The 24,617-nt window shown below is 52.0% G+C and carries 16 protein-coding genes; 6 read left to right on the forward strand and 10 right to left on the reverse strand.

The genetic code is table 11. From position 1 onward, the window contains the following. The first annotated feature begins 1,165 nt into the window (after window positions 1–1,165). The 3 genes from HMPREF9141_RS01735 (at window position 1,166) to HMPREF9141_RS01745 (ending at window position 5,252) form a co-directional block, all read left to right on the forward strand. Window positions 1,166–1,750: an FG-GAP repeat protein gene (locus HMPREF9141_RS01735; RefSeq protein WP_174256060.1), complete on the forward strand. Its 585-nt coding sequence runs from the start codon at window positions 1,166–1,168 to the stop codon at window positions 1,748–1,750. A 69-nt stretch (window positions 1,751–1,819) separates the two neighbouring features. Beyond that, complete coding sequence (locus HMPREF9141_RS01740; RefSeq protein WP_007366686.1) at window positions 1,820–4,285, forward strand: DUF3160 domain-containing protein; 2,466 nt, start codon at window positions 1,820–1,822, stop codon at window positions 4,283–4,285. Beyond that, the gene (locus tag HMPREF9141_RS01745) at window positions 4,251–5,252 is read left to right on the forward strand and encodes a CapA family protein (RefSeq protein ID WP_007366687.1); all 1,002 of its coding nucleotides are present in this window, start codon (window positions 4,251–4,253) and stop codon (window positions 5,250–5,252) included. Before HMPREF9141_RS01740 ends, HMPREF9141_RS01745 begins: the two co-directional genes overlap by 35 nt. 208 nt (window positions 5,253–5,460) lie before the next feature. On the opposite strand, the gene HMPREF9141_RS01750 is transcribed toward HMPREF9141_RS01745, so the two are convergent. The 4 genes from HMPREF9141_RS01750 to HMPREF9141_RS01770 form a co-directional block, all read right to left on the reverse strand. Further along, window positions 5,461–6,471: a 4-hydroxy-3-methylbut-2-enyl diphosphate reductase gene (locus tag HMPREF9141_RS01750; RefSeq protein WP_007366688.1), complete on the reverse strand. Its 1,011-nt coding sequence runs from the start codon at window positions 6,469–6,471 to the stop codon at window positions 5,461–5,463. A gap of 146 nt (window positions 6,472–6,617) precedes the next feature. Beyond that, window positions 6,618–12,164, reverse strand: coding sequence for an alpha-2-macroglobulin family protein (locus tag HMPREF9141_RS01755; RefSeq protein ID WP_007366690.1), 5,547 nt, complete (start codon window positions 12,162–12,164; stop codon window positions 6,618–6,620). A gap of 223 nt (window positions 12,165–12,387) precedes the next feature. Next, window positions 12,388–13,785, reverse strand: coding sequence for a 5-methylcytosine restriction system specificity protein McrC (locus tag HMPREF9141_RS01765; RefSeq protein WP_007366692.1), 1,398 nt, complete (start codon window positions 13,783–13,785; stop codon window positions 12,388–12,390). A gap of 12 nt (window positions 13,786–13,797) precedes the next feature. Next, a complete protein-coding gene (locus HMPREF9141_RS01770; RefSeq protein WP_007366693.1) occupies window positions 13,798–15,354 on the reverse strand; it encodes an McrB family protein in 1,557 nt (518 codons plus the stop codon). Window positions 15,355–16,008: 654 nt separating this feature from the next. Here HMPREF9141_RS01770 and HMPREF9141_RS13215 point away from each other — a divergent pair. Next, complete coding sequence (locus HMPREF9141_RS13215; protein ID WP_156792401.1) at window positions 16,009–16,245, forward strand: hypothetical protein; 237 nt, start codon at window positions 16,009–16,011, stop codon at window positions 16,243–16,245. 158 nt (window positions 16,246–16,403) lie between these two features. Here HMPREF9141_RS13215 and HMPREF9141_RS01775 read toward each other — a convergent pair whose 3' ends face one another. The 4 genes from HMPREF9141_RS01775 to HMPREF9141_RS01790 all read right to left on the reverse strand — a co-directional run bounded on the left by HMPREF9141_RS01775 (window position 16,404) and on the right by HMPREF9141_RS01790 (window position 20,145). Further along, window positions 16,404–17,021, reverse strand: coding sequence for a radical SAM protein (locus HMPREF9141_RS01775; protein WP_007366696.1), 618 nt, complete (start codon window positions 17,019–17,021; stop codon window positions 16,404–16,406). Further along, window positions 17,006–17,701 (reverse strand): hypothetical protein, encoded by a 696-nt coding sequence (locus tag HMPREF9141_RS01780; RefSeq protein WP_007366697.1) that lies wholly within the window; start codon window positions 17,699–17,701, stop codon window positions 17,006–17,008. The genes HMPREF9141_RS01775 and HMPREF9141_RS01780 overlap by 16 nt, the downstream gene beginning before the upstream one ends. A 21-nt stretch (window positions 17,702–17,722) precedes the next feature. Continuing rightward, the gene (locus HMPREF9141_RS01785) at window positions 17,723–18,415 is read right to left on the reverse strand and encodes a carboxypeptidase-like regulatory domain-containing protein (protein ID WP_007366698.1); all 693 of its coding nucleotides are present in this window, start codon (window positions 18,413–18,415) and stop codon (window positions 17,723–17,725) included. Window positions 18,416–18,678: 263 nt separating this feature from the next. Then, the gene (locus HMPREF9141_RS01790) at window positions 18,679–20,145 is read right to left on the reverse strand and encodes an SLC13 family permease (protein ID WP_007366700.1); all 1,467 of its coding nucleotides are present in this window, start codon (window positions 20,143–20,145) and stop codon (window positions 18,679–18,681) included. 123 nt (window positions 20,146–20,268) lie between these two features. On the opposite strand from HMPREF9141_RS01790, the gene HMPREF9141_RS01795 reads away from it, so the two are divergent. Both HMPREF9141_RS01795 and HMPREF9141_RS01800 read left to right on the forward strand, forming a co-directional pair. After that, window positions 20,269–21,390 (forward strand): ABC transporter substrate-binding protein, encoded by a 1,122-nt coding sequence (locus tag HMPREF9141_RS01795; RefSeq protein ID WP_007366701.1) that lies wholly within the window; start codon window positions 20,269–20,271, stop codon window positions 21,388–21,390. A gap of 35 nt (window positions 21,391–21,425) precedes the next feature. Beyond that, window positions 21,426–22,436, forward strand: coding sequence for an iron chelate uptake ABC transporter family permease subunit (locus HMPREF9141_RS01800; RefSeq protein WP_007366702.1), 1,011 nt, complete (start codon window positions 21,426–21,428; stop codon window positions 22,434–22,436). A 147-nt stretch (window positions 22,437–22,583) separates the two neighbouring features. On the opposite strand, the gene HMPREF9141_RS01805 is transcribed toward HMPREF9141_RS01800, so the two are convergent. Together HMPREF9141_RS01805 and HMPREF9141_RS01810 are read right to left on the reverse strand one after the other, a co-directional pair. After that, window positions 22,584–23,363: a porin family protein gene (locus tag HMPREF9141_RS01805; RefSeq protein WP_007366704.1), complete on the reverse strand. Its 780-nt coding sequence runs from the start codon at window positions 23,361–23,363 to the stop codon at window positions 22,584–22,586. Between the two features lie 60 nt (window positions 23,364–23,423). Beyond that, window positions 23,424–24,542: a PCMD domain-containing protein gene (locus tag HMPREF9141_RS01810; protein ID WP_007366705.1), complete on the reverse strand. Its 1,119-nt coding sequence runs from the start codon at window positions 24,540–24,542 to the stop codon at window positions 23,424–23,426. Between the last annotated feature and the right edge of the window lie 75 nt (window positions 24,543–24,617).

The raw sequence follows: 24,617 nt of genomic DNA on the forward strand, positions 1-24,617 counted from the left end.
CTTTCTCAAGACAACGGTACATTATAAAAAACGCAGCGTACAACTTCTGCCCGACACAAGCTTATTAAATGTTAAAATAAAAGTGTTTTGAACAAAAAACTTGTCTGTTTGCATATTGATAATTATCTTTGCAAAATCAAAGAAGGTGAGATAACAACAACATAACACAGACGAGATACACAAAATACAAGACAGAACTTACAAATACATCGATTACAAAAAACCACCCAAGACAAGTGCAGGTCGTGGGGCTTTTAAACATAAAAAAGAAACGACAGGAGATACTAGAACTTCCAAATAAATATAGACCGGCTGCTGCCATACATTGTCCGAGACGGTCGATGCCGGCCGCAGCCTTCAAGGATGAAAGGATTTAAAGGTTAGTTTTTTAAGGTGAGATAAAGGATAACAGACCGGCTCCCCATGTCCACCGTCCGCAAGGATATGGACATCCGGGGGGCTGACAGCAAATCCCGGTTCCATAATGATTGGAACTGGGATTTTTATGGTTCTTCCGTAAAATGCGCGGATGCTCTCCGTATGGCTTTAACGGAAGAACCGAAATGGTTCATTCAACAAAAACATGACCAAGACCGTCAGCTGTCTATTCTGTCATCATCCTCCGATACAAAGGCCTTTTCATCTTAATGCGTAGGAAATGCAGATAAGGTTCTGAAAAGTCATTACATAATTTCGGATAAATCAGCTGCAAATATAAAAACACGTGCAAAAAACAGATTTGTAACCAGCAGTAAATCAATTGGTTGTCAAGTCGTTCGTAAAAGGTGCCTGATTGGACTTCAAAAGGGCGTTGGTAACACGCTGAAAGAGCACCTGCTGCAGGCCAATCAGGCATCTTTCAGAAGCCGGAAGGGCATGTGTCAGCTTTGAGCTGCACAAAAATATTTACAGACACCGATGACATGGGAATAAGTTGTTTGTAGAAGGCGGAAAGACACGCCGATGGACAGCATCGTTTCAATTTTCCTTTCCTGCATTTTATCTTTCAGTTTATCCTCCTTTGCAAAGACCGTCTGATTCAGGACAGTCATACCATGCAAGCGCATGAGCCTCTATTTCCAATCTATGTATTTGACGGAAGAACCTTTTTTATTCGGAACACTTTGCTTTCTCTGTTTTATTGCTTATATTTGTACCGAAATATATGGGTACAGAACGACACAGACGGATGTTCTGCCTGCTCCTCTCCGCCTTCCTGTGGGGAAACAGCATGGCACAGCCATCTCTGACATTCAGCTTGGAGACTCTCCATGACTCGCTTTCGTGGCTGTGTCTGCGGACGGCAGAAAGGGAATGGTGCGGACCGGCCGGGAACAGCGGAAGACCGGCCGATCCGAAGACTGTGGCAAGATGGCGGCTGGATTATCCTGTCTACAGGCTGGCGACAGGCGACCTGGACGGCGACGGGAAGGACGAGGCGCTCGTAGGTGTCATCAGACCGACCCGCTTCTATCCGCAGCCGGAACGGAGACTTTTCATCTTCAAACAGGTGAACGGCAAGATCCGTCCCATGTGGATGGGCTCACGTCTGGGCGGAATCCTCTGCGACTTCCGCTTCGCCAGCCCCTACGTCCGGACACTCCAATCGACGACAGACGGAAAGTATGTCGTCGCCGACTACACATGGGACGACTTCGGCCTGGCCTTCGCACGATTCCTGACCGGAGCCGTGAGCCGAAAGGAAGCCATGGAAAAATTCACTTCCGGCAGCCCGGAAAAAGGCTTTTGACTTTTAATACATGACGATATGAGACACCCTTCCTCCCTCTGCCGACTGCTGCGGAGAAAAACATTCAGCATGATGGCCGGATCACTGATGCTGTGCGCTCTGCCGGCCGCCCATGCACAGAACCATAATACCGGCGGTTATGCAGACGACGCCTACATCGGCCGGACACAGGAAAAGAAAACTCCGCTTGTCCTTCCCGGGGCAGGAAAAATCAACGTGGAGAAACTGAACGGGAAGATTGACATGCAGATGGACATCTCGAAGCTTAACCTCTGCGAACTGCGGGCACTGCGCAATGCCTTCGCCGCCAGACAAGGCTACGCCTTCAAGGATGCCACACTGCGCGCGCTGTACAGCACGACAACATGGTATGCCGACACGCTCCTGGGGCACTGGGACCGGGAGGAGATCCAAGGGCGCAGTATTCCACCACGTTACACAAAAGCCCAGCTCGACTTCGCCACACGCATCCGGGCCAGGGAAGCAGAACTGAGAAGACGGAACTTCCAGCCGGAAGACGGCAGGGGACGGGTCAACATGGACAACCTGGTCAATCCGTTCCAGCTGAAAGAATTTGACCCTAAGCTGCATGAAATGCTGGGGCGGACAGGCTTCGCCATCGTGCCGGCCGAGCACAACCAGCTCTTCCACGTGTACGAGAAAAACGACTATGCCGACTTCCCGAGCTTCGTCACCACCGACCTGTACCTTCAGCTCTTCCATCTCTACTTCGACTGCGTGCTCCGTGACGTGGAGGAGAAACATCTGGACTCGCTCATGACCGTCTTCTCCTCCCGCATGGGAACAGAACTGAAAATGCTTGCCGGCAGCAGCCGGGAAGCCGAAGTGCGGACGGCGGCGGAATTCGGACAGGCGTGGTTCGCTGTGGCATCATGGCTCTTCAGCCACGACGAGGCACCGGGGCAGGATGCCGTTCCGGATATCCCGGAGAATTACCGGCAGATGGTGGCGGACGAAATACGCAAGGTGTTCGCCGGAAAGAACACCTACTCGGAGATGCTGGAGTATTTCCCTCCGAGGGAGCCGTTCGCCTATGCGCTCTTCCGGCCGCGCGGCCATTACACTCGTTCGCAGCTCTGCCGCCGCTATTTCCGGGGGATGATGTGGCTGCAGACAGCCCACTTCGGGACGGACAAGCCCGAGAAGATGAAGCAGGTAGCACTCATCGCCGACATCTTCAACCAGCGGCCGGAGCTGCAGGAATTATATGGCAAAGTGAGCGATCCGATCACCTACCTCATGGGGACACCCGACAACATCACGCTGGAACAGGTCTCAGGGCTCATCAGACAGACAGGACTCCCGATAGGAAAACTGCTGCAGTCGGGGAAAGCCATGAAGAAACTGGCACAGGAGATAGAGAAGCTGGCACAGGGACAGATGCGGATCGTGATGCCGTCGGCACGTGCCAGCAGATACCTCGTAGACATCATGCCGCAGCGTTACCAGCCCGATGCAGCCGCACTGATAGAAACCGTAGACCACAAGAGCAAGGTTTCACTGCGCCCATGCCCGAAGGGACTTGACTGGATGGCCGTAATGGGGCTTCCGGGAGCGGAACGGATCCTCACGGAGGAGCTGAAGGAAGCGCAGAAGTGGCCGGGATTTGCCGGAGCTCTGGACGAGGCACGCAGGAAGACTGCCGACACACAATGGGATGCCTGCATGGCCAACCGATGGATGCAGTCGCTCCAGACGCTGGGCGACACAGCACAGGTGCGGCCTTACTTCATGCAGACCCCGCAATGGCAGAAGAAGATTCTGAACACAGCCCTCGCCTCCTGGGCTGAACTCAAACACGATGCCATTCTCTATGCCAAGCAGCCCATGCTGGCGGAATGCGGCGACGGCGGCCCGGAAGCACCGGTCGTAAAGGGCTACATCGAGCCTAATGTGCGGTTCTGGGAGAAGGCCGTCGATTTGGTCATGCAGATGGACAGGACGCTCACCACCTACGGATTGCAGACCGAAAAGGCAAAGGCCGTCACGGAACGCATCAGGGAACTGGCCGAGTTCTGCCGCGACATCAGCAGGAAGGAGCTGGCCGGCAAGCAGCTTACAGACGAAGAATACGAACAGATAGAGATCGTCGGTGCGACCGTCGAGAACATCTCCCTGGAACTTGTCAGCGAGGACAATCAGATGCTGCAGGGGTGGTCGGATGTCGTCAGTACGGACAAGAAAGTGGCCGTCGTCGCAGATGTGTTCACCGCAAACGGCGACAACGTTGCCATAAAAGACAGGTGCGTGCTCTACGAGGGTGTCGGTCCGGCTTACGAAATCTACGTGGTCGTAGAGATAGACGGTTCCCTCTACCTTACCCGGGGTGCAGTTTTCTCCTACCGTGAGTTCACCCGTCTGGTGTCCGACCCACGCATGACCGACGAGGAATGGCAAAAAGAACTGATGAAGACACCGGCAGGCGGCACGCCTGTATGGATGAAAGAGGTGACTGCACCGGCAAAAGGGATGTCTGCTGATGACGAAGAGACTTTCTACAGTTCAGGCTGTTAGACTCTGCCTGTTCCTTGCGCTTTCCATACCCCTGTTCTCCTCCAACGGAACAGGGACGGAGACTGCCGGGACAGGGAAGACACAGCAGGGCTTCCCTGTCGAGACACTACGCATCGTCGTTGCAGGCGACCTGCTGCTGGACAGAGGGGTCAGACAGAGAATCGGACAGGTGGGGATAGACGGTCTCTTCTCCCCCTCCGTCGACACGCTGTTCCTTTCCTCCGACTACGTCATCGCCAACCTGGAGTGCCCGGTCACTGCAATCAGAGAGCGGGTGTACAAACGCTTCATCTTCCGGGGCGAACCGGAGTGGCTGCCGGCACTGTACCGACACGGTATCACCCACCTGAACCTCGCCAATAACCACAGCATTGACCAAGGACGGAACGGACTGCTGGACACGCAGGAACAGATAAGGAAGGCGGGGATGGTGCCTCTCGGAGCCGGCAGGAACATGGAGGAGGCGGCACGCCCCGTACTCATTTCCGCGCGCCCGAGACCCGTATGGGTGGTGACGTCGCTGCGGCTGCCGCTGGAAAACTTCCCTTATCTTCCGCAAAAGCCGTCAGTCAGTCAGGAGAGTGCAGACAGCCTTGTGATGCGTGTGGCCCGGCTACGTAGGGCAGACCGTCATTGCGTTATCCTCGTCCTGCTGCACTGGGGCTGGGAACACCACCTACGGGCACTCCCAGGACAACGTGAAGAAGCGCACAGACTGATCGATGCCGGGGCGGATGCCATCGTAGGACACCACAGCCACACGCTCCAGACGGCCGAGACCTACCGGGGGAAACCGGTCTATTACGGCATCGGCAACTTCATCTTCGACCAGCACAGACCCCTCAACACACGGGCCTGCCTCGTCAGGCTGACCATCACGGCAGACAGATGCAAGGCGACACCATTGCCTATCGAAATCAGGAACTGTGTGCCTTTCCTCATCCGGGACTCCGCATCTGCTCCGTAAAACCATCGTCCAGACAGTGTTCTCCCTGACATCCTCCTCCGATTTGAAAGCACGGCCAGGCAGATACGTAACAGCATACTCCATCGACCGACCTTAAGAGAACCGGATATTGACACAATACTGCATCGGACGGATCATCGCCCATGCAACCATAATACCAGCAATATCGACAGCGTATGTTTCCAAAACAGAGAGTACCTGCGAAAGGCTACCCTCTGTGCCGGAGAATCTCGTCGCGACATTCCTCCATCAGCCACTTGGGAGTACTCGTAGCACCACAGATGCCTACCGTCTGCACTCCCTCAAACCAGCTCATGTCTATTTCATCCGCACTTTCCACCTGGTGTGCATTCGGATTGACGCTCAGGCATTCATGGAAAAGCACCTTGCCGTTCGAACTCTTCCTTCCTGCCACGAAGAGTATCAGATCGTGACGGGCCGCAAAGCTGGATATATTCGGCATGCGGTTCGCCACCTGCCGGCAGATGGTATCGAAACTCTGGAATTTCGCATTCGGAGAAATGTGCTGCTGGATGTAGTCAATGATTCTGTGGAACTCATCCAGGCTCTTCGTCGTCTGCGAATAAAGATAGATGTCATGATTGAAATCCAATGTCTTCACATCTTCAAACTTCTCTATCACAATGGCATGGCTGTGCGTCTGGCCTACGAGACCGAGGACTTCTGCATGGCCGTTCTTCCCGAAGATGACGATGGAAGCCTCGTCCCCCGCCTCGCTCTGGATGGAACAAGGTGAAGAAGATTTGTCCTGTCCGCCGTCCATCCGCCGGACTTCTGGAGACGGGGCCTCATCCGTCCGGCTGTCCGACGAACCGTCTGCCGTTCCGCTTACCCATGAACCGCCTGAAAACGGCTGCCGTTTCTCATACTGGGTTTTGATGCGTCGCTGGAGCGCAAGGACGACAGGACAGGTGGCATCGATAATCTCAATGTTGTTACGTCTGGCAAGTTCGTAGGTCTCCGGCGGTTCTCCATGCGCACGCAGCAAGACCTTTACGTCATGGAGGTCGCGGAGCTGGTCATGATTGATCGTGATCAGCCCCTTCTTCGTCAGGCGTTCCACCTCCATGCTGTTATGCACGATGTCGCCCAGACAATAAAGTTTCGTACCTTTTGCCAGTTCTTCCTCGGCTTTTTTGATGGCAGTGGTCACACCGAAGCAGAAGCCACTGCCATCATCTATCTCTATTTGAAGCATAGGTTGATTTCAGGAGTTAAAGAAGTTAAAGGAGTAAAAAGAGCTAAGAGCGTCAAAGCCGGATGTGTCGTCGAAGGCACATGGTGAGAAAGGAGCAGAAGCATCATGCCGACTCTTCCGTCCTATCTGCCATAATCCGGCATCTGTCACTTCCCGACCGTCAACTGCAAGGCACCGGTACGGCCGCCGTACTCAGGGGCATAAGCACACTGCACCGTACACGTCCCTGTCTGATAGACCCCGGCACGGTCGATATAGTATTCCGTCTCCACAACGTGTTTACCTTTTCTCATACAGTCAAAGTAATAATTCGTGGTGTAATCCTTCGGTGCGATGTAATAGCCCCAATGATAACCACTCAACTGACTGACCGGCTCAAGGCAGGCGGCCCGCTTATCGATGACCTGTACGAAGTCGTAATCACGGTCGGCCGTTATCGTCAGCCGGATACGCACCCTGTCGCCTACTTTCAGGACTTCTCCGTTTTCGGTCCGGGCACTGTCTCCCAGCACCTCACGTTTCACTTTCAGCCCGGCTGAAGCATCGGCAATCTCCGCCGAAGGCTGGAAGAACTGTGCATAGACGGCTCCCCAGCTTGTCCCGGTGCTACTCTTGTCGACCGTAAGTTCATGACGGGCAGACGCATCGTAAGCGACAGGTTCCGTCGTCCTGACATACCCGAGTCCGGCTGTCGGCTGCGGCATCTGCAGCGGTTTCCCATCCAGCATCAGCCGTGCCTTTTCTCCATTCTGCATCAGCCAGTCACCATTGTCCATGAATGCCCAGATGGCATTCACTGAGTTCAACGGCGTATCCCAGGCCTGTGTACGTTTCTCCTGCAAGAGCCAGCGCTGCATCTCTGTAAGCGTCTTCCCGTCAGCAGGCGTAATCGTCTTTACGGCTTCAATCGCGGCCACCTCCGTCGGAATCCTGTAGTCTCGCCAGCTGTAATAAGCGTGTTTCGTATCAAAGTAACGCCCCATTTCCTCCGTATAGACCGTGTATTCCTTGATGCTCTGCAGATATTCACGTGCTTTTTCCACCTTATTGTATTGCTGAAGAATCACCGCTGTATTCGCCTTGCCGTAGATCGTCAGGTCTGCCGGTTTCTTCGTCAGCCGGTCGAGAAGGTAATTTATGTCGGCAGTCGTCTTATCCCGTGAGACCAATGCGTGTGTGTAAAGATAATCACACAGCTCGTCTGTCGGGAACAGGGTCGTATCATGCTTCTTCTCTTCACGTTTCATCTCTGCCACACGCTTTGCCACCTCCCTGTCCATATAGCGGAAGGAGGCATTGATGATTGCGGACACTTCAGCCGACTTGTCCGTAAGATGCTGTAAACGTGCAAGGGTCTTCGTAACCGCCACTGTCATATAAAGACTGCCGTCCATGCCCGGCCACCATGAGAAAGAGCCGTCAGGATTCTGCAGTTTCTTCAGATTATCCAATATCGTCGAAAGACCATGCTGCAGCTGATTCTCGTCAAAGAAGCGGACAAGCATCTGCTTCTGTTCACGTTCGCTGGAAGCATCCATTATCCATGGTGTTTCGTTCAGGGCCAATGACTTCAGCTCCTGATTCTTCTCCAGCGCCGACATCATAGAGGTCTCCTTCCCCGTCTCTTTCTTCCATTGCTCTATCGTCCGTCTGATATTGGGCGAGGTCTCGACGATCTGCTTTCCCAGCCGGTTGGCATAGTAGGCGGACACCAGACTGACGGCATCCTTGCTGTCCGTCTTTGCAACGTACGGTAAGGCCTGGATCATCAGCCAGTTCGGATTATTGGTGTATTCGACCGTCAGCTTCTGATCCGAGCTGTTCTTCGGGAAGAGCCTGCCTACATCTATCGTCTTCACCCCGGCCTCATGCTGTGTGAACGGACAGGTGTTCGTAACGTATTCCAGGTTCTGGAGCACGGGCAGATAATGCTGTTCTCCGTCGGAGAAGCCATCGCCCTCGACCGTGAAGCGGGCGACGAGCAGAGCCTGGTCAGCCCTCAGCCTCCCCGCATCCTTCGCCAGCAGCGGAGCCAGGCTATACGTCGCTGAGGCACTGCCCTGCGCCTTCAGCACGACCGGCCTGCTGTCTGTCAGGAGCACCTTATCCGTCTCCGGATCAATGATTTCAATCTTCGCATCCGCACTGACCGGCTTCTCAGACTGGTTGAACAGGCGTGCCGAGATCATCGCTTCGTCACCGACACGGACAAAACGGGGCATGTTGGGCTGGACCATCAGCGTCTTCTGTGCCACGGCCTCATCCGTGAGCAGACCGCTGTTCATGTCCACATCATGCGCCAGTCCGAGGAAACGCCATGTGGTAAGGCTCTCCGGGAGCGTGAACTTAAAGCTGACATTGCCTTTACCGTCCGTATGCAGCTGCGGATAGAAGAAAGCCGTCTCGTTCAGATTCTCACGCAGGGAGACCTTCCCCATCTTTGTTTCTTCATCTTTTTTGATGACCGGAGCCGTGTACTTGACTGTCGCCCTGCTTTCATTTTTGGCAGGCACCTGCTCGGCACAACAGAACACCTTGCTTTCACAAGCGACGCTATCAGCCATGCTCTTTGACACTGCCGCCCGTGACAGAACCATGTTTTTCCGGGGAGAGAAGCCCATGGCTACCACCTCGTCAAGCTCAAAACAGGAAAAGAAACTGCCGTCAAACTCCGAGAAGGAAAGTTCCGGAACGGTCTTGGTCTTTGCAGAAGCAGCGGCAGAGAGGTATAAAGACCTGCCATAGTCTGATGCCCAGAAGGTGCTCAGATAGTCGCGGCCGAATGTCAGAGACAGGCTCAAGGCATGGGAGACGATCTCGTCCAGGCTCTTGTCATAGAGCGTCGCCATCAGCTGTGCGTCCGCCGCCTTCCCGTCAGGCCGGCTGACCGTCACCGTCCATTCTTCCTGCTGTCCCGGGACAAGTCGGTTACGGAACGACCGCCACTTCACGATCAGCCGCTTGTCAGGGAGCGGCCGGAAGATGCTCTCCTCATGACTGTACAGCACGCCGTTCTTCACCCAAGCGTAATTGAGGATTATGCCATCGCCATATTCTTCCTTATAGACCAGTTTACGTGTCTGTATATGATTGTCCTGATCGAAAGCTCCCGACTCGATTATCCTGTCGCCTGAATAGATGGAATAAACCACGTGCTGCTTCTCATCGCTCGACCCCACCTGCAAGTAGACCGGCCCGCCATTGCGCGGGAAGTTGTGGCTGCTCAGATAGAACCAGTCATGCGTCTCAATGACAGGACGCCTGTCCTCCATCGAGAAGATGCAGAAATCGGTATCCACCGTGTCCGTCCCGCAGACGGCATGCAGCCTGTAAGCTCCCGATGCCATCCGCCCTATCGGCACCGCCTCGTTGGCCCTGGCGGTTGCATAATGGGCATAGGTGTACCGGCTTTCATCCTTCTGCTGCGGTACGATTGCGTATCTTACGGTACCTTCCACAGCCTGTCCGGCTGCATTGACATAATCGAATCTGATAGTCTTCAGGCTGTCACGCAGGTTCTTTTCAGGAAGGGCACACATCAGCGCGGTTTCCTTTGTCCCCAAAGGCAGTGAGGCTGAACCGTCCCGGGTCTCGCCTGCCGCATCTGTTACCGATGCTTCCACTTCGAAGACATAGAAGCGGGAACGGCCCGTATGTCCCTTCTTCTGCTCCTTCGCCGCTCCCTTGGGCAATGTGAGGGGAACCGTCAGGAAAAAGTCGCCCTGCTCGTCTGTCACGACATCCTCCGTCTTGACCTCCCCGGTGGCATCACCGTCGTTCCACCACCAGAGGGGCAGGCGGCGCGTAACCGTATAATGTACCTTAGCCCCCGGCACAGGCACACCGGCGAAGCTCCTGGCATGGCCTTTCAGCCTGATGGTATCGCCGAAGGCGTACTTGTCCTTATAGTCGTCGATGCTTACTGCAAAAGACGGCCGCTTGTACTCCTCGACACGGAACCGCTTTGATGCCTGCGAACCACAGTCGGCGACAATATAGTAAGAGCCTGTCAGACCGCCTGACGGGAGTTCAAAGTCTGCCGCAGCAGTGCCGAATCGGTCGGTTGTCACCGTCTTGCGGCCGACTTCCTTTCCATTGGCATCACGCACGACAAGGTCAAAGGACCTGCCCTCCTCGGCCTTCGTCCTGAAACCGGACTTGATCATCTGATAGACAATTGCAGAGGCATGCAGCGTCTGACCGGGGCGATAGATGCCTCTGTCCGTATAGACCTCCGCCACGAGTCCGCCTTGCGAAGACTTGTAGAAACGGTATCGGCTATACATACTCGATGAAGGATAGGCCTTGTCTCCGGCCGTGCAGACATATACATCCGGTTCGGAATATTCCGTTGTCAGAAAGGCCTCTCCGTTCTTGTCGGTCGTCAAAGTCTTCGTCACCGGCTGCCGGCCATATCTCCTGTCGAAAGTCAGCCGGAGGGTCGCACCGGCCACCGGCTGCCCCTCCCCGGCATCGACGACAACATAACGTGACCTGTTTCTCGGCTGCCGTTCGGTCATTACAAAGAGGTTGGTAACATAATAGAGTACATACTCCGACTGCAACCGTCTGTCCGTGCTCTCCACCTGTACCAGATAGACACCCAGCGGCAATGCGGGCATCTGGAAAGAGTCTTTAAAGTTCTCGTAGTCTTTGTGCGGCTCGTATGTCCGCCGGATGGTCCGTTTCGTAGAAGGCAGCAGCGCAGCCTTTATCTTTTGCAAGTCAGAGGCGTCGGCAACGGAAAGACCGTGATTCCCATTCAGCGTCGTACGTGTCACCGTCAGCGTTATACCGGTCAGGTTACGGATTTCAAGTGAGACCTCGTTGGCGTGTTCAGACGGTGTCACACAGTGCCTCTGGACTCTGACATCAAACTTCGATGCCGTCAGCTCCCTGCGTGCATTGCGCAATGCATCGATCCCTTTCCAAGTACCCCAACGGGCGAGTGCCTTGTCTATAAAGGCGATGCGATCTTCGGCGGGCGTGTCCTCGTCCATGGCTTCGTACCGTGCCACGGCCACTTCTCCGCAGATCGGCAGGTCACCATAGACCTGCATGACCGAATCAAGCCGGGCGGAACTCCGCTCTTCATCTTCTTCAGCAGCCAGCATTGCCGTATAGCAGGCAGCCTCTCTATTGCCGTGTGCCGCATAATACCGGCTCAGCCGGCCATAGTCTCCCGCCTGCATGCCCATGACGTGCAGCAGGTCGTTGTTGAAGATGCCGTCATCCTTTCCGCTTACGACCAGCGGCTTAAAATCCTCCGCTTTCCGGCCTGCCAGCAGCGACGGATCGGCAAGAGCCTTCTGGAAATACTGTTCGGCATCAGGCTTGTCAGTCTCTTTTGAGACCGCCCCCAGGATGCAGTTGCAGACCGCCGCCAGCACTTCATCCTTGCCCTCGGCTTCCTTTGCCAGCATCTTCAGCCTGTCGAACTCCACCTCCAACGAGTCCGGTGAAATCTGCGTCCGCAATTCCGCCGACTGCAGCGTGGCCGCCAGCAACTGGCCGTAGACCTTCTCCCGGCGTGCCTTCCGCTCAATCTTACCCAGCAGGCCGATCTGCGTCTTAGGCAGGTCTTTCCGGCGTGCCTGTTCCACCTGCTTCCATAAAACATCGAAACTCTGTGCTGACATCGTCATAGGAAACAACAATATGATCAACGATAAAACGACAAACGCTTTCTTCATACATTCTGTCTTTTAGTAATTGCAAAGATAATGCTTTTCAAATAGAATAACGAAAGGGAAACTCTATATATTGCTTCCACAGCATAAATTCCTGCAAGAAATCCAAGTGCCTGATAAACAAAGTTCTCAAAACACTTGAATATGTCAGAAATTCCACCTAATCTTAGTGCTGCGAACATAAAAAACAAAATGAACTGGAGACAAGTCAAAAAATGCTTGCGCTCTAATGGCATCTGGTGGTTAATGATTCTTTCAACCTGCTCTCTGACTGATTTATACCTTGGAGAAAATCCTTCCAGTTGTCAGCCTTTTGAGGTATTTTAAATGGAATGACTGACAGAACACCACCCGTATCTCCCTTATATTCAAGTCCCTTACCCGCAAGTTTGAATCTTGTTGCTTTCTGATTGGAGTCGTCAGGATAGACATAACCACCGTAAGGCTTGTCCATACAGTACATATACGAGACAACCTGATAAAGATCCTCACGCCCTACACTCCCATTTAGATGCTTATACTTGGCATCCAGAATATAGTCTTCACGATAAAAGTCAGGATAGATACGCCTGCCATTGCTATCAAAGCTGTTCTCATCTGTTGGATTGGCAAACATCCTTATACCTCCCTTTCCTTCCTTGTTTCTCGGATGTGTGAACCCGATTTTAGAAAGTATGGTATTCAGATATTCTTCCCATAGCCAAGCAGCATCAAACAGTATTCCGTACACCTTGTCCTCACTTCTGCCATACTTGAGCGACCCATGCTTTAGAATTCTTACACACAACTGCTGAAGCATCTGATAATTTAGGAAATACGGATGAACCTTTGGTTTCCTGTTTTCATTTAAGACACGCTCTCTGTTATGCCTGTCATAGCTTGGTGTTACCATAACGATTTGGGCAACATTGTCTATCGTTTCTTGGTCGTTTCTTAAAATTTCAGCACCGATAGGATTTTGCTTTATATACTCTATTGTATGTCTGATAAGCTGCGTAACAGTGTTGTCATAACTATATTCACGTAGCTTATAGCTAACACGCCCCTTAAAAGGGATGTCATTTCTGATAAAGTGCGAAATGTCAACGGTTCCTTTCACTCTTGCATCATCATAATATCTGTGTTGATACTCCTTATATAGTCCTTGTGACAAAGCCTTTTTCAGCAGAACAGGAAACAGAAAGAGCAGGAAGTCAAGTGCTTTATCTTCCTTATTTGTCGTGTGTTTAAGGTCTAACAAATTGATTGATAACACCTTCTGAAGCATGTAATAAAGGAAGAAGTCTTTTCCTTCATCGTCAGCAACGCCTTGTTTTTTCTTATGGGTAAATCTGGAATGAATGCTGACAGAAGTTTCATTCATCCCGATAAAACCCATAAGGTTTCCTGTATGTACCTTTAGTGAAAGGCATTTCCCATCCTTGTCATAGTTATGATGAGACGTGTTCAATATCGGTAAATCACCGATACTATCGTTCGATTCTGCAAGCGAATAAGGAAAAACCAAAAGGTCAGGATTGTCCCGTAGGTTGCCGATATTGGCAATCTTCAGAATATCAAGCACCCCATCATCAATATAGGAACCCTCTGTGTTATTATCTGTAAGATGAATAATCCTACCCATCGTTATCCACTTTTATGACTTTATTACCTTACCATTAACTTGACTGTATGTACTCTTCAGTTGAAAAGCCTCATAAAGCTGATCCAGACTTTCTTGTGCATCAGGAAAGCCACGAAGATACTCGAACAACAAACCATAAATATGGTTTTTCCACAGGCTCTCCCAAGATTCAGGAGCAATTGAATTATCGTCTTTTAAATAGTTCTTCAGTTTTAAGAAGTAAGCTGCACCAATCTGATAAGCACTTGAAAGCCCTTGGATAGAGAGGATACATAGATTCAGATTTTCCAATCGCTTTATGATTTCATCAGATGCCTTGCCAAGAGTTTTATCATTGCTAATCATATTAAGACGGTCAGAAGCTAACACCTCCTTGAAAGCAAAGCGACGACGCATAGCGAAATCCATACATTCTACACTGCGGTCAATATCATTCATCGTACCAATGATATAGACATTCTCTGGAATATAGAAGAAGTCCGTATCGCCGAACCTCTTTTGAGTTTCGTCCACTGAATTTTTCCACAGGTTATGGTATTGTGTCTTGACCTTTCCTTTTACTCCTCTGTAGCCGGGGTCGATGCTAAAGAAAAGCTCTCCGAAAATCTTTGAAAGCTCACCTCTATTAATCTCGTCAATGACAAAGACATACTTTGGCGCATCTTGTTTATCCTCCACCTCGTTATATGCCTTTAAAGCCTTTCTGCAAAAAGCCATAAAAATGCCGTCCTCACGCCTGAAGGAGATGTTTCCATTTCCGTCATCTACAGGGCGTAAGCCTTCCACGAAGTCCGTATAGTCATAAGAAGGATGGAACTGTACAAAATCATACTGCTCATCTATCATACTCTTTTGTGCTGGATCTCTTTCATCATAAACATCATTAAGTATAATCTGAGCAGCTAATTCTTTTGTCCAATAGGTCTTGCCAGTACCGGGGGCACCAGTAAAGATAACATTTCTATTCGCAAGGATTGTGTTAATAATATCGTTATTCTCATGAAGTTTTTTTTTACTTTCTGTATCACGGTAAAACTCAGAAACGGCTTTATAGTATTTGCTTGTCTTTCGGTGAAACTCCTTTATTTCATTCATAAAATAATCGAAGAATTTAATGAGTTCGCTGTTTGGCTGGTCACTATTGTCATACAACCCAAGCTTATCAAGCGATTCAGGCTTAACAATCTTATAATCTATAGGTTTCTTCCACCAGTATGAGAAACCTATACTAACCCCGTTAATCTGATTGTCACCCCATTGGGCAAAAATATTAATACCAGTTCGTATCCAGTTCAAGTAGCATTTTCTTGACCGATAAGAACCAAAATTAGGCTGAATATTAACGCATAGCTTTTCATCATCTATCATTTCCCAGTCTTTAATTTGGTTTTGGATAGTCCCACCATTATAACCTTGTCCTGTCTGTGCAAAGTTTCCCTTATCCTCATAAGGCTTAATATATTGAGCATATCCCGGAATATCCTGAGATTTACCAGACTCCATATAATTTAAATGTGCAACAAAGTACTCTAAAATCTTTTTAAACTTTAAGATTGATTCTGTATCCATAGGTCTTTATAAAATATATTTCAAAAACTTTTTAAGTTGATTGCAAAAATACAAAAACTTTTTCCTTTTACATTAATTCCGCAGCATGAAATCCTTTAAGTAACCCAAGTGCCTGATAAACATAATTCTCAAAACACTTGGAAATGTCAGAATTTTCACTTGTCTTAGTGCTACGAACATAAAAAGCAAGCAAAAGCCTTACGCACTTGCAGGGTATGACTGTCCAAAAACAGGTGGCCTTAAAAGGAGGATAGACTAACAGGATAAAATGCAGAAAAGGCAAATTGATACGATGCCTGTCCATCAGCATGTCTTTCCGCCTTCTACAAACAATTTATTCCCATATCATCGGTGTTTGTAAATTGTTTTCATGAAAGCCAAGCTGACACATGCTCTTCTGGCTTCTAAAAGATGCCTGATTGACTTGCAATGGATGCCCTTTTGAAGTCTAACTAACGCCCTTTTGAAGTCCAATCAAGCACCTTTTACGAACGGCTTGACAACCAATTGATTGACTGCTGGTTACAAACCTGTTTTTTGCATGCGTTTTTTATATTTGCAGATGATTCGTCTGAATTTATGTAATGGTTTTTCAAAATCCTATCTGTATCTCAATGTATTAAAATGAAAAGGTCTTTGTATCGGAGGATGATCATGGAACAGGCAGTTGACAGCCTTGGCCATGTTTTTGTTTCATGGATCACCGCGGTTCTTCCGATAAAGCTATACGAAAAGCATCCACGCATTGAACGGAAGAACCATCCATTGTTTCCGGGGGCCGTGCCAAAAGTCCACAGGCGGCAGGAACCGGCCTTCTTTCATCCAGTCGCCGGCGGCACAAGCCTCTTCTTTCACGGCAAAAACCGGCTTCATACAAGCAAAAGACTGTAAGCGTATATGTCCTCAGCACAACCGATGTTCACCGCCAGCACGATGTGTGACGGGCATCAACACATTTGCCGAAAAGGCCGGATCACCCCTGTCGCTATACAATCGGACAAGACACCCGAAGGAGGTCCTGTACGGGAAATGTCGGACGGACGGCAATATCATACCAGATATGTGAACTGGTCAAAACGTGCAAAGCCCATGGCTTCCAACCGCCGCCGACCCGACAGACGGGTCGCCTCAGTATTATAACCCGGTATCAAAGGCAGGCGGACAATGACCTTGTCTGCATATCCATTCGCCGACAGCCACTCGAGATTACGGAGCACCTGTGCATTGTCCTTGCCGGTATAAGCGTTATAGATGGCAGGGGTGAGGTCTTTAATGTCTATATACCAAGTCTGGATCAATGCCGCAACCGATTCAATATTTTCAAGCGGGACATTGAGCGACGTCTCTACCGTCAGCCGCCATTCCGGGTTCATGATTCCGGAGAAAGTCCTGATGAACTCCGGATATAAAAGCGGTTCGCCGCCTCCAAAACAGAGACCGCCACCTGTCGCCACGAAGTAAAGGTCATCGATCTCCACCTCGCTGTACAGCTCACCCGGTGTCAGCCTGCGCCACACGCCCCCGGCCTGCAGACATTGAGGGTTCAGGCAGTACCGGCAACGGAGCGGACAACCATGGAAAGCGACCAGGGTCGTCACTCCCACTCCGTCTGTGCCGATCCTGTGCCGGTTGACGGCTATAAACGGTGCGGTTATTTCCGACTGCATTTCTCTTTGTGCGACCTGGGGGTCTTTTTTTCAGTTTCTTCCGAAAGAAGCGAATCTGGCACAGCCTTCCCTAACTCATACCATTTAGGTAACAGATAGACCATTACTCCATGGGATTCCTTCAGGGTGCTGACGGGCAGTTCACTGTCCAGATAAGAAGCTGGTCCGGAAAAGACAAGCGTGTCATTGCAGCCGACGCGCAAAGAAAAGCGTCCATCCTCCCCCAACACGACGCCTTCTGCATCTCCCAACCTACGGACAACGGCATGGCAGACGGGCTTATCCGCATACTTGTCCCTCACCTGGCCATTGATCACGACCGAATGCTGCATATCTTCCGTAAGTGCTTCCACCACCTCAACTCTCTCTCCTTGGAGCGGCACGTCCATTCCATTCTGTACGCTGTCGGACTTCGGCAGCCTGCTGCATGCGGCAAAAGGGGCGATTGCGACACAGGCCCCTGCCGCCAGACCGGCTACCTTTATGTTCCAGCCTTTGCTCATCCGCACTTTCAGCTGCGCCTCCAAGTAACGGATTTCCTGTTCACAGGCAGGACAGGTGCCTGTGCAGTCGCCTTCGAAATGGCACTCGGCCGGCTGATAGCTGATGCCGTTTGCATCTGCGATCTTCCGCCGGATACTCTTCAGAATCTTACAGGTAATCTTTCCTTTCTTCATCATACATCCTTAAGACAACGGGATTTACGGTCTGTTCTTCTCTTCATGTGACTTCGGCCTTTGACCCTGCCGGTTATAAACATCATCAAAAACCGGTTCTCCAACGACGACTATGCCCAGCAGGCTTTCATCTTCCTCAAGAGCGATGATGTTGCCGGGGGAATGCAGGAGCTTTCCGGCGAGAATCGTTTTCTTCTTATAGCCGACAAAGGAAACCGTCAAGGAGGCATCGGGCGACATCCTCAAGGAGAACAGGCCTTCCATGTCGGTTACCGTCCCCCGACCTGTACCCTCTATCAAGACGGAAGCACCCGGCAAAGGTTCCTTGTTCGCTTTGTCTATGACCTTTCCACATATCAGTACCGAATCTGTACGGTCATCTGACCGCACTCCTGCGCTTACAGCATCTTTCTCCGCTGTGATGACCCGCCCGTCGGGCATCCCCTGAGGATCTGTATTCTGCGCAGCGGCCATCATAGGCATGACCGCCGCACAGATGCCAGCAGCGACACCGGCTATTTTCGTGCTGATCCCGCTGTCCTTATTCGCTTTCAACTGCCCCTCAATGTAGCGCAGTTCCTCTTCACAGACAGGGCAGGTACCTGTGCAGCCGCTTTCATGATGACACTCGGCAGGCTGATAACTGATGCCGTTTGCCTCCGCTATCTTCTTCCGGATACCTTTAAGTATCTTACAGATTTCTTTCCCTTTTCCCATAATCAGCTCTTTATAAGTCTACTCTGTAACAGCTGTCTGCAAAATTACTGAATTAAAACGAGACGGACACAGGACAGCTGCCTTTTCATCCTGTTCACCATGTCCGAAGGATCTATACGGAAACAGCCATACCCCAGCAGACCGTGCTTTGATATGGCTGTTTCTGTTGACTCCGGAAAGACACGCTCCGGACAAGGCGCAATAACGTCACCGCAGAGAGACCAGCAGCTCACAAGGAGAAAGCTGTCCTCCTGACGGGACTCCTATCCGAGGAAATGCAGCTGTGCGATGAAATACAGCAGGATATAACCCAGAATAAGTGAGATAATACCGCAGGTAAGTCCGGTATTGAGCATATCGTTCTGCTTGACCAGCCCCGTAGAGTAAGCGATGGCATTCGGCGGGGTCGAGATCGGAAGACACATCGCCGTAGAAGCCGCAATGGCAATGCCGATGAGGACGGTACTTGTACCGCCGATGCCGCCCAGTTTATTACCCATACCGCGGCATACCACGGCAAGAATCGGCACAAGGAGCGCCGCCGTCGCCGTGTTGGAGATGAAGTTGGACAGGAAGTAACAGATCAGACCGGAGATAGCGAGGATAACGATAGGACTCCATTCTCCGAACGGAATGCTCTCAATGGCCGCATCCGCCAGTCCCGAACCGTTCATGCCCAGTCCGATGGCAAAACCGCCGGCTACCATCCAGATGACACTCCAGTTGATTTCCTGCAGATCCTTTGCCGTAATGACACCTGTGATGGCAAAGAGCCCCATCGGAATCATCGAGACGGTGTTGGTATCAATGCCTGTCACGCTCTTCGGAATCACCCACAACAGGATGGTAATGATGAACGTGATGATCACCACCCACATACGCCATCCACGATGCACCTCACCGTCGATCTTCAGATGGATGGTCTTCTGCGTGAACGGGAAGAAATGCAGGATGATCCTCCATGACAGCAGCAGCAGCAGAATGACGAGCGGGAACATGAAGGCCATCCAGTGCATGAAGTCGATGTTCATGTTCAGTCCTTCCGGGTCGTTAAGGTACTTCAGCGCGATAAGATTCGGCGGCGTGCCGATAGGCGTCCCCATACCGCCGAGGTTGGCCGCAACAGGTATGGACATTGTCAGGGCGATGCGTCCTTTTCCGTTGGCAGGGAGTGCGGCGAAGACCGGTGCCAGGAAAGTAAGCATGAGCGCTGCCGTCGCCGTGTTAGAGATGAACATCGAGAAGAGTCCTGTGATGAGCAGGAATCCCAGAAGCACATTCTCACTCTTCTGCCCGAAAGGCCTGATGAGGTTGCGTGCCAGAAGCGTGTCGAGCCCCGACTTGGAGGCTGCTATCGCCAGAACAAATCCGGCAAGGAAGAGCATAATGATCGGATCGGCAAAAGATGCCATGATCTCCTTTGAGTCAAGGAGGTCGCCGATACCGTCATGCTTGAAGATGCCAAAGGCGTTCTTTGACACCGTAACACACATGATGGTCATGATACTCAGAGAAGTCGCCCAGGCGGGGATACACTCCGTCAGCCACGACAAGGTGGCGAACACAAAGATTGCGATAATGCGTTGTTGTACTACGGTCAGCCCATCAATACCGAAAATGTCTGTGGGCAGATTCCATACGATGGCCGTCACCACGAGGATTGCCAGAAGTTCCCAGACTTTCTTCATCTCGATGTGGCTGCTAAGGGCGTTAGACTTTTCTTCTGCCATGGTGTTAGTTGTTTAGATTAAAATCAGATCGTTAGTAGATATGGCGGCTAAAGTATAAAAAATATTTCTAACACGCAAGCAAATCACTCTTTTTTTGTAATTTTGCACCTAAATCCATCATTCATGCATCACTTATCAGCATTTATCCTTGCTTTGCTGCTGTTCGCATCCTGCGGAAGTCCACATGACAGAACAGCCCGGAAGAAAGAGAAAGGAGCGAAGACGGAACTCCGCTATGCCCAGAACATTTCCATCGAACGGACAGGCGGGTACATTGCGGTCCGGCTGTTGAACCCTTGGAAAAAGAACACCCTTCTGCATACCTATTATCTGGTGAACCGCAACTCGAGGGCGGCAGTTCCCGACGACGGCACAAAGATAACCGTCCCGCTCCGGAGAAGCGTGGTCTTCACGACCGCCCATGCCAGTCTGCTGGAAATGCTGCATGCACAGAAAGCCATCGCCGGCGTGGCCGACCTGAAATACATGCTTATTCCCGACATACAGAACCGTACACGGAAGGGGGAGGACATCCGGGACTGTGGGAACGCCATGCAGCCCGACATTGAACGGATCATCGACCTGCATGCCGATGCCCTCCTGCTTTCACCCTTCGAGAACAGCGGAGGCCATGACCGTCTGGAAGAGACTGGCGTACCCGTCATCGAGTGTGCCGACTATATGGAGGCTTCCGCTCTGGGACGTGCCGAATGGATGAAGTTCTACGGCCTGCTCTACGGAAAAGAGAAGGAGGCAGACTCGTTGTTCAGCCTCGTAGAACGGAACTACAAGGCTCTGAGCAGAAAGGCGAAAACAAGCAGGACAAAACGCAGCATCCTCCCCGACAGGAAAGTGGGAGCCGTGTGGTATCTTCCAGGCGGGAAGAGCAGCGTAGGGCTATTGTACAAGGATGCGCAGGGCGGCTATGCCTATTCGGACGACACGCACAGCGGCAGCATCTCAATGCCTTTCGAGACTATCCTTGACAAGTTCGGACAGAGCGACTTCTGGGTATTGTGCTACAACGGGGACTTCAGCCGCAGGAAGCTGCTGGCAGAGTACCAGGGCTATGCCGCATTGAAGCCTTACCGGACGGAAGAAATCTACGGCTGCAAAGTGGACAGCGTGCCTTACTTCGAGGAAGTAAGCTGGCGACCCGACTGGCTGCTGGCCGACCTGATACAGCTTTTCCATCCCGACCTGCACATCGCCCCCATGCGCTATTACAGGAAACTGAAAGACTGAGACGGAACGTGAACACACTCTGACGGTTTTAGACAATGAGACGTAGCATCTGCATCTTTATCATCCTGACGGCGGGCACCGTCCTGCTGTTCGGGCTGAACCTGACGGTCGGATCCGTCCGGATACCGTTTCCCGATGTGCTGGAGATACTGTCCGGACAATATACGGGAAAAGACAGCTGGCGGTATATCATTTGGGAGAGCCGGCTTCCACAGGCACTGACGGCCATGCTGTGCGGCAGTTCACTGGCAACCTGCGGCCTGCTGCTGCAGACCGCGTTCCGCAACCCGCTGGCAGGACCGGATGTGTTCGGCATCAGCGCCGGAGCCGGACTGGGGGTGGCACTGGTCATGCTGCTGCTGGGCGGTACGCTGTCGACCGCGCTGTTCTCCGTCTCCGGATTCCTTGCCATCCTCACGGCCGCCTTCATCGGGGCGACCGGCGTGACGGCGCTTATCCTGTTCCTGTCTACCCTGATACGCAGCAGCATTCTGCTGCTGATCGTAGGACTGATGGTGGGCTACGTCTCCTCCTCCGCCGTCTCCCTGCTGAATTTCTTTGCTTCGGAAGACGGCATACGGAGCTATACGATATGGGGAATGGGAAACTTCGGAGGTGTCTCAATGTCTCACATGGCACCCTTTTCCGCCCTTTGTCTGTCAGGTGTCTTGCTCTCGTTCTTCCTGACCAAACCGCTGAACATCCTGCTCTTAGGACCGCAATATGCCGAGAGCCTGGGCGTGAGCGTCCGCCGGATCCGCAATATCCTATTGCTCATCGTCGGACTTCTTACCGCTGCGACGACGGCCTTCTGCGGTCCTGTATCGTTCATCGGACTGGCCATACCGCACGTGGCCCGTCTGCTGTTCCGTACCGGAAACCATCAGACACTCCTACCCGGGACAGTCCTCTGCGGAGCCGTCATCGCTCTGCTGTGCAACCTTATCTGCTTCCTTCCGGGCGAACAGGGCATCCTCCCGCTCAATGCCGTGACACAGCTCATCGGGGCACCTGTCATAATATATGTGATCCTGAGGCAGCCCTGAGACCGTCTCTGCCGCCTCCTGCCCGCTCCACAGTGCCTGCCCTCCTGCCGGAAAGCAGCGGACGCACGGGGGAGGCAAGCCCTGCCATGACAGGCTGCACAGCGGTCCCTGCCGCCTCTTCTCTTTGCTCAACAGAGGAGAACAGCGTCAGAAGCGATACCCGAAGCCAAGCTTCAGATAGACGGGATAGAGATTGAAACTGACCGTCTTGAAACTGCTTTCAAAGATGTTGCTGAAAGCCCATGTAAGGTCGGCATTCACCGTGAAATGACTGAAGGCGCACCATGTTGCCCCCAGCTGGCCGCCCCACTGGAAATGGCGCAGGTGAGAGGAGAAGTCATAAGGGGCGCTGCTCCCGTCATCAAAAGTCAGCTTCTCACCGACAGGCGTACCCTCACGGAGATAGCCGTCGCTCACATATCCGGAGAAATCGCCGTCCAGCTTGACGGACGAGAACAGTCCCGCACGGAGCTTCCACCGGTCATTGACACGGTAGTCTGCCAGCAGCGGCACAGTGAGCAGCGTCGTGTTATAATCAGTCTTCACATAGCCCGTCCAATATCCGGCTACACGACTGCCCTCGTAGACGATCTCCGTACTGTAATTCTTCACCGTCGCCCCTGTCAGCATGCCTTTCTCTTCAATCCGCAGACCGGCAGACAGTCCCCATCTCCGGTTCCGGCCCAGCCACCTGGTCACAGTCCCCTCGAACGTTCCATTGAACTTCGGACTGTAACTGTTGATCTCCCGTACCTCCACAGGCAAAGGCAAGGGCGATGCGCCGCCGATGTTCACACCGGCCTTTACCTCGTATTCCCATCCGTTATGTTCTGCCGACTGCAATGCCGGCGTGCGATCCGTCTGCGCCCGACCGGACAGTACACAGCCCCATGCCGCTATGGCGACGATTATATTCGTATGTCTCATCTGCTTATTTTTCACCTTATTTTATTATACGTATTCCGAAAACGGCACACGGCCCTCCATCTACTCTGAGAACAGCTTGAGTTCGTCCACATACAGCGTGCTGCCCACCGCCCCGTTGAAAGCGGCTCCATCCTTGCTGGACGACATTATGATGGCAAGACTGTACTTCCCCTGCCGCAGCTTTTCCGGATCTACCGACCGGCCTCCTACGGCTTTGAAAGGAATGGAGAAGCGTGTCCACTCGTCGGTCTCCCGCCCCTCTTTCAGCTGTGCCAGCAGGACGATCCGGTCGCTCGTCAGCGAGTTCGTTCCATCGAGGTAATCCACCCCGTCTCCCGTTTCAAACAATACGGCATAGACGGCAAGGCTGTCTTTCCGGCCGGCAATCTTATTCAGATGCTTGTCTGTAAACGTCGGTCCGGCCTTGTACTTGTAGTACCCCACAAGTTCCTTCGGCTTCTTGCGGAAAGGAACGCCGAAGCGGGTGGACTTCGCCGGATTCGAGAAGTTAAGCTCGAAGGTGCCGGTAAACAGGTTGCCGGCGGCGATAGGAGTCCCCAGCAAAGCAAAAGCAGCCGTACTCACAGTCTGCAGCTTCGCGCATTTTCCTTTGTATCCTTCTTCCTCCTGGCAGGTCGGATACTTGTCGGCAGTCGCTCCATTGGCAGCAAACAGGAAGCCGGAGTTGCCGCTTCCCCACTCGAACTCATGACCGTCCGACGTCTTGTCTACGAGAATGTGAAACAGCTTCTGGACAGGGGCTGCAGGATTCCAGGAATCTCTGTACTCGTACCATTTCATGTTGTCGAAGTGGTACTCGGTAGCCACGTCGTCCGACACGAATGATACCTTATAGGTCTTCTTCCACCGCCCATCCTGCGATGTCACCGTATAGCTCTGCGGCCGGGTGAAGTCTCTCTCTGTGCCGCTTGCCGGCTCTATCGTCGCCCCGTCCGTCGTCTTGAACTTCGGGGAAAGACGATCCAGTTCCTGCCACCCATTGACATAAAAAAGCACCTCGTTGTTCGTGACGACCGGTTTGCGGATAAGCGTTACACCCTCCACCGACACGTCGGTGATGTCGGCCTCGGCGTTCAAAGCCTCTTCCCTGATGCAGGACGACAGCATGAGCCCTGCCATCAGGACAAGAAGGGCAAGACGTATGGATTCTTTTTTCATTACATTCAGTTTTATTCATATATACTTCAATCCGTCTGCAAAGGTAAAGAAAAAAACGCTTTATGCAAATTTTCT

The organism is Prevotella multiformis DSM 16608, assembly GCF_000191065.1.
GTDB lineage: Bacteria > Bacteroidota > Bacteroidia > Bacteroidales > Bacteroidaceae > Prevotella > Prevotella multiformis.

What these genes read in the sequence shown, in the direction of transcription:
- HMPREF9141_RS01735 (WP_174256060.1), top strand. Translation starts at nt 1,166, where the DNA reads ATGGGTACAGAACGACACAGACGGATGTTCTGCCTGCTCCTCTCCGCC.
- HMPREF9141_RS01740 (WP_007366686.1), top strand. Translation starts at nt 1,820, where the DNA reads ATGATGGCCGGATCACTGATGCTGTGCGCTCTGCCGGCCGCCCATGCA.
- HMPREF9141_RS01745 (WP_007366687.1), top strand. Translation starts at nt 4,251, where the DNA reads ATGACGAAGAGACTTTCTACAGTTCAGGCTGTTAGACTCTGCCTGTTC.
- HMPREF9141_RS01750 (WP_007366688.1), bottom strand. Translation starts at nt 6,471, where the DNA reads ATGCTTCAAATAGAGATAGATGATGGCAGTGGCTTCTGCTTCGGTGTG.
- HMPREF9141_RS01755 (WP_007366690.1), bottom strand. Translation starts at nt 12,164, where the DNA reads ATGAAGAAAGCGTTTGTCGTTTTATCGTTGATCATATTGTTGTTTCCT.
- HMPREF9141_RS01765 (WP_007366692.1), bottom strand. Translation starts at nt 13,785, where the DNA reads ATGGGTAGGATTATTCATCTTACAGATAATAACACAGAGGGTTCCTAT.
- HMPREF9141_RS01770 (WP_007366693.1), bottom strand. Translation starts at nt 15,354, where the DNA reads ATGGATACAGAATCAATCTTAAAGTTTAAAAAGATTTTAGAGTACTTT.
- HMPREF9141_RS13215 (WP_156792401.1), top strand. Translation starts at nt 16,009, where the DNA reads ATGGAACAGGCAGTTGACAGCCTTGGCCATGTTTTTGTTTCATGGATC.
- HMPREF9141_RS01775 (WP_007366696.1), bottom strand. Translation starts at nt 17,021, where the DNA reads ATGCAGTCGGAAATAACCGCACCGTTTATAGCCGTCAACCGGCACAGG.
- HMPREF9141_RS01780 (WP_007366697.1), bottom strand. Translation starts at nt 17,701, where the DNA reads ATGATGAAGAAAGGAAAGATTACCTGTAAGATTCTGAAGAGTATCCGG.
- HMPREF9141_RS01785 (WP_007366698.1), bottom strand. Translation starts at nt 18,415, where the DNA reads ATGGGAAAAGGGAAAGAAATCTGTAAGATACTTAAAGGTATCCGGAAG.
- HMPREF9141_RS01790 (WP_007366700.1), bottom strand. Translation starts at nt 20,145, where the DNA reads ATGGCAGAAGAAAAGTCTAACGCCCTTAGCAGCCACATCGAGATGAAG.
- HMPREF9141_RS01795 (WP_007366701.1), top strand. Translation starts at nt 20,269, where the DNA reads ATGCATCACTTATCAGCATTTATCCTTGCTTTGCTGCTGTTCGCATCC.
- HMPREF9141_RS01800 (WP_007366702.1), top strand. Translation starts at nt 21,426, where the DNA reads ATGAGACGTAGCATCTGCATCTTTATCATCCTGACGGCGGGCACCGTC.
- HMPREF9141_RS01805 (WP_007366704.1), bottom strand. Translation starts at nt 23,363, where the DNA reads ATGAGACATACGAATATAATCGTCGCCATAGCGGCATGGGGCTGTGTA.
- HMPREF9141_RS01810 (WP_007366705.1), bottom strand. Translation starts at nt 24,542, where the DNA reads ATGAAAAAAGAATCCATACGTCTTGCCCTTCTTGTCCTGATGGCAGGG.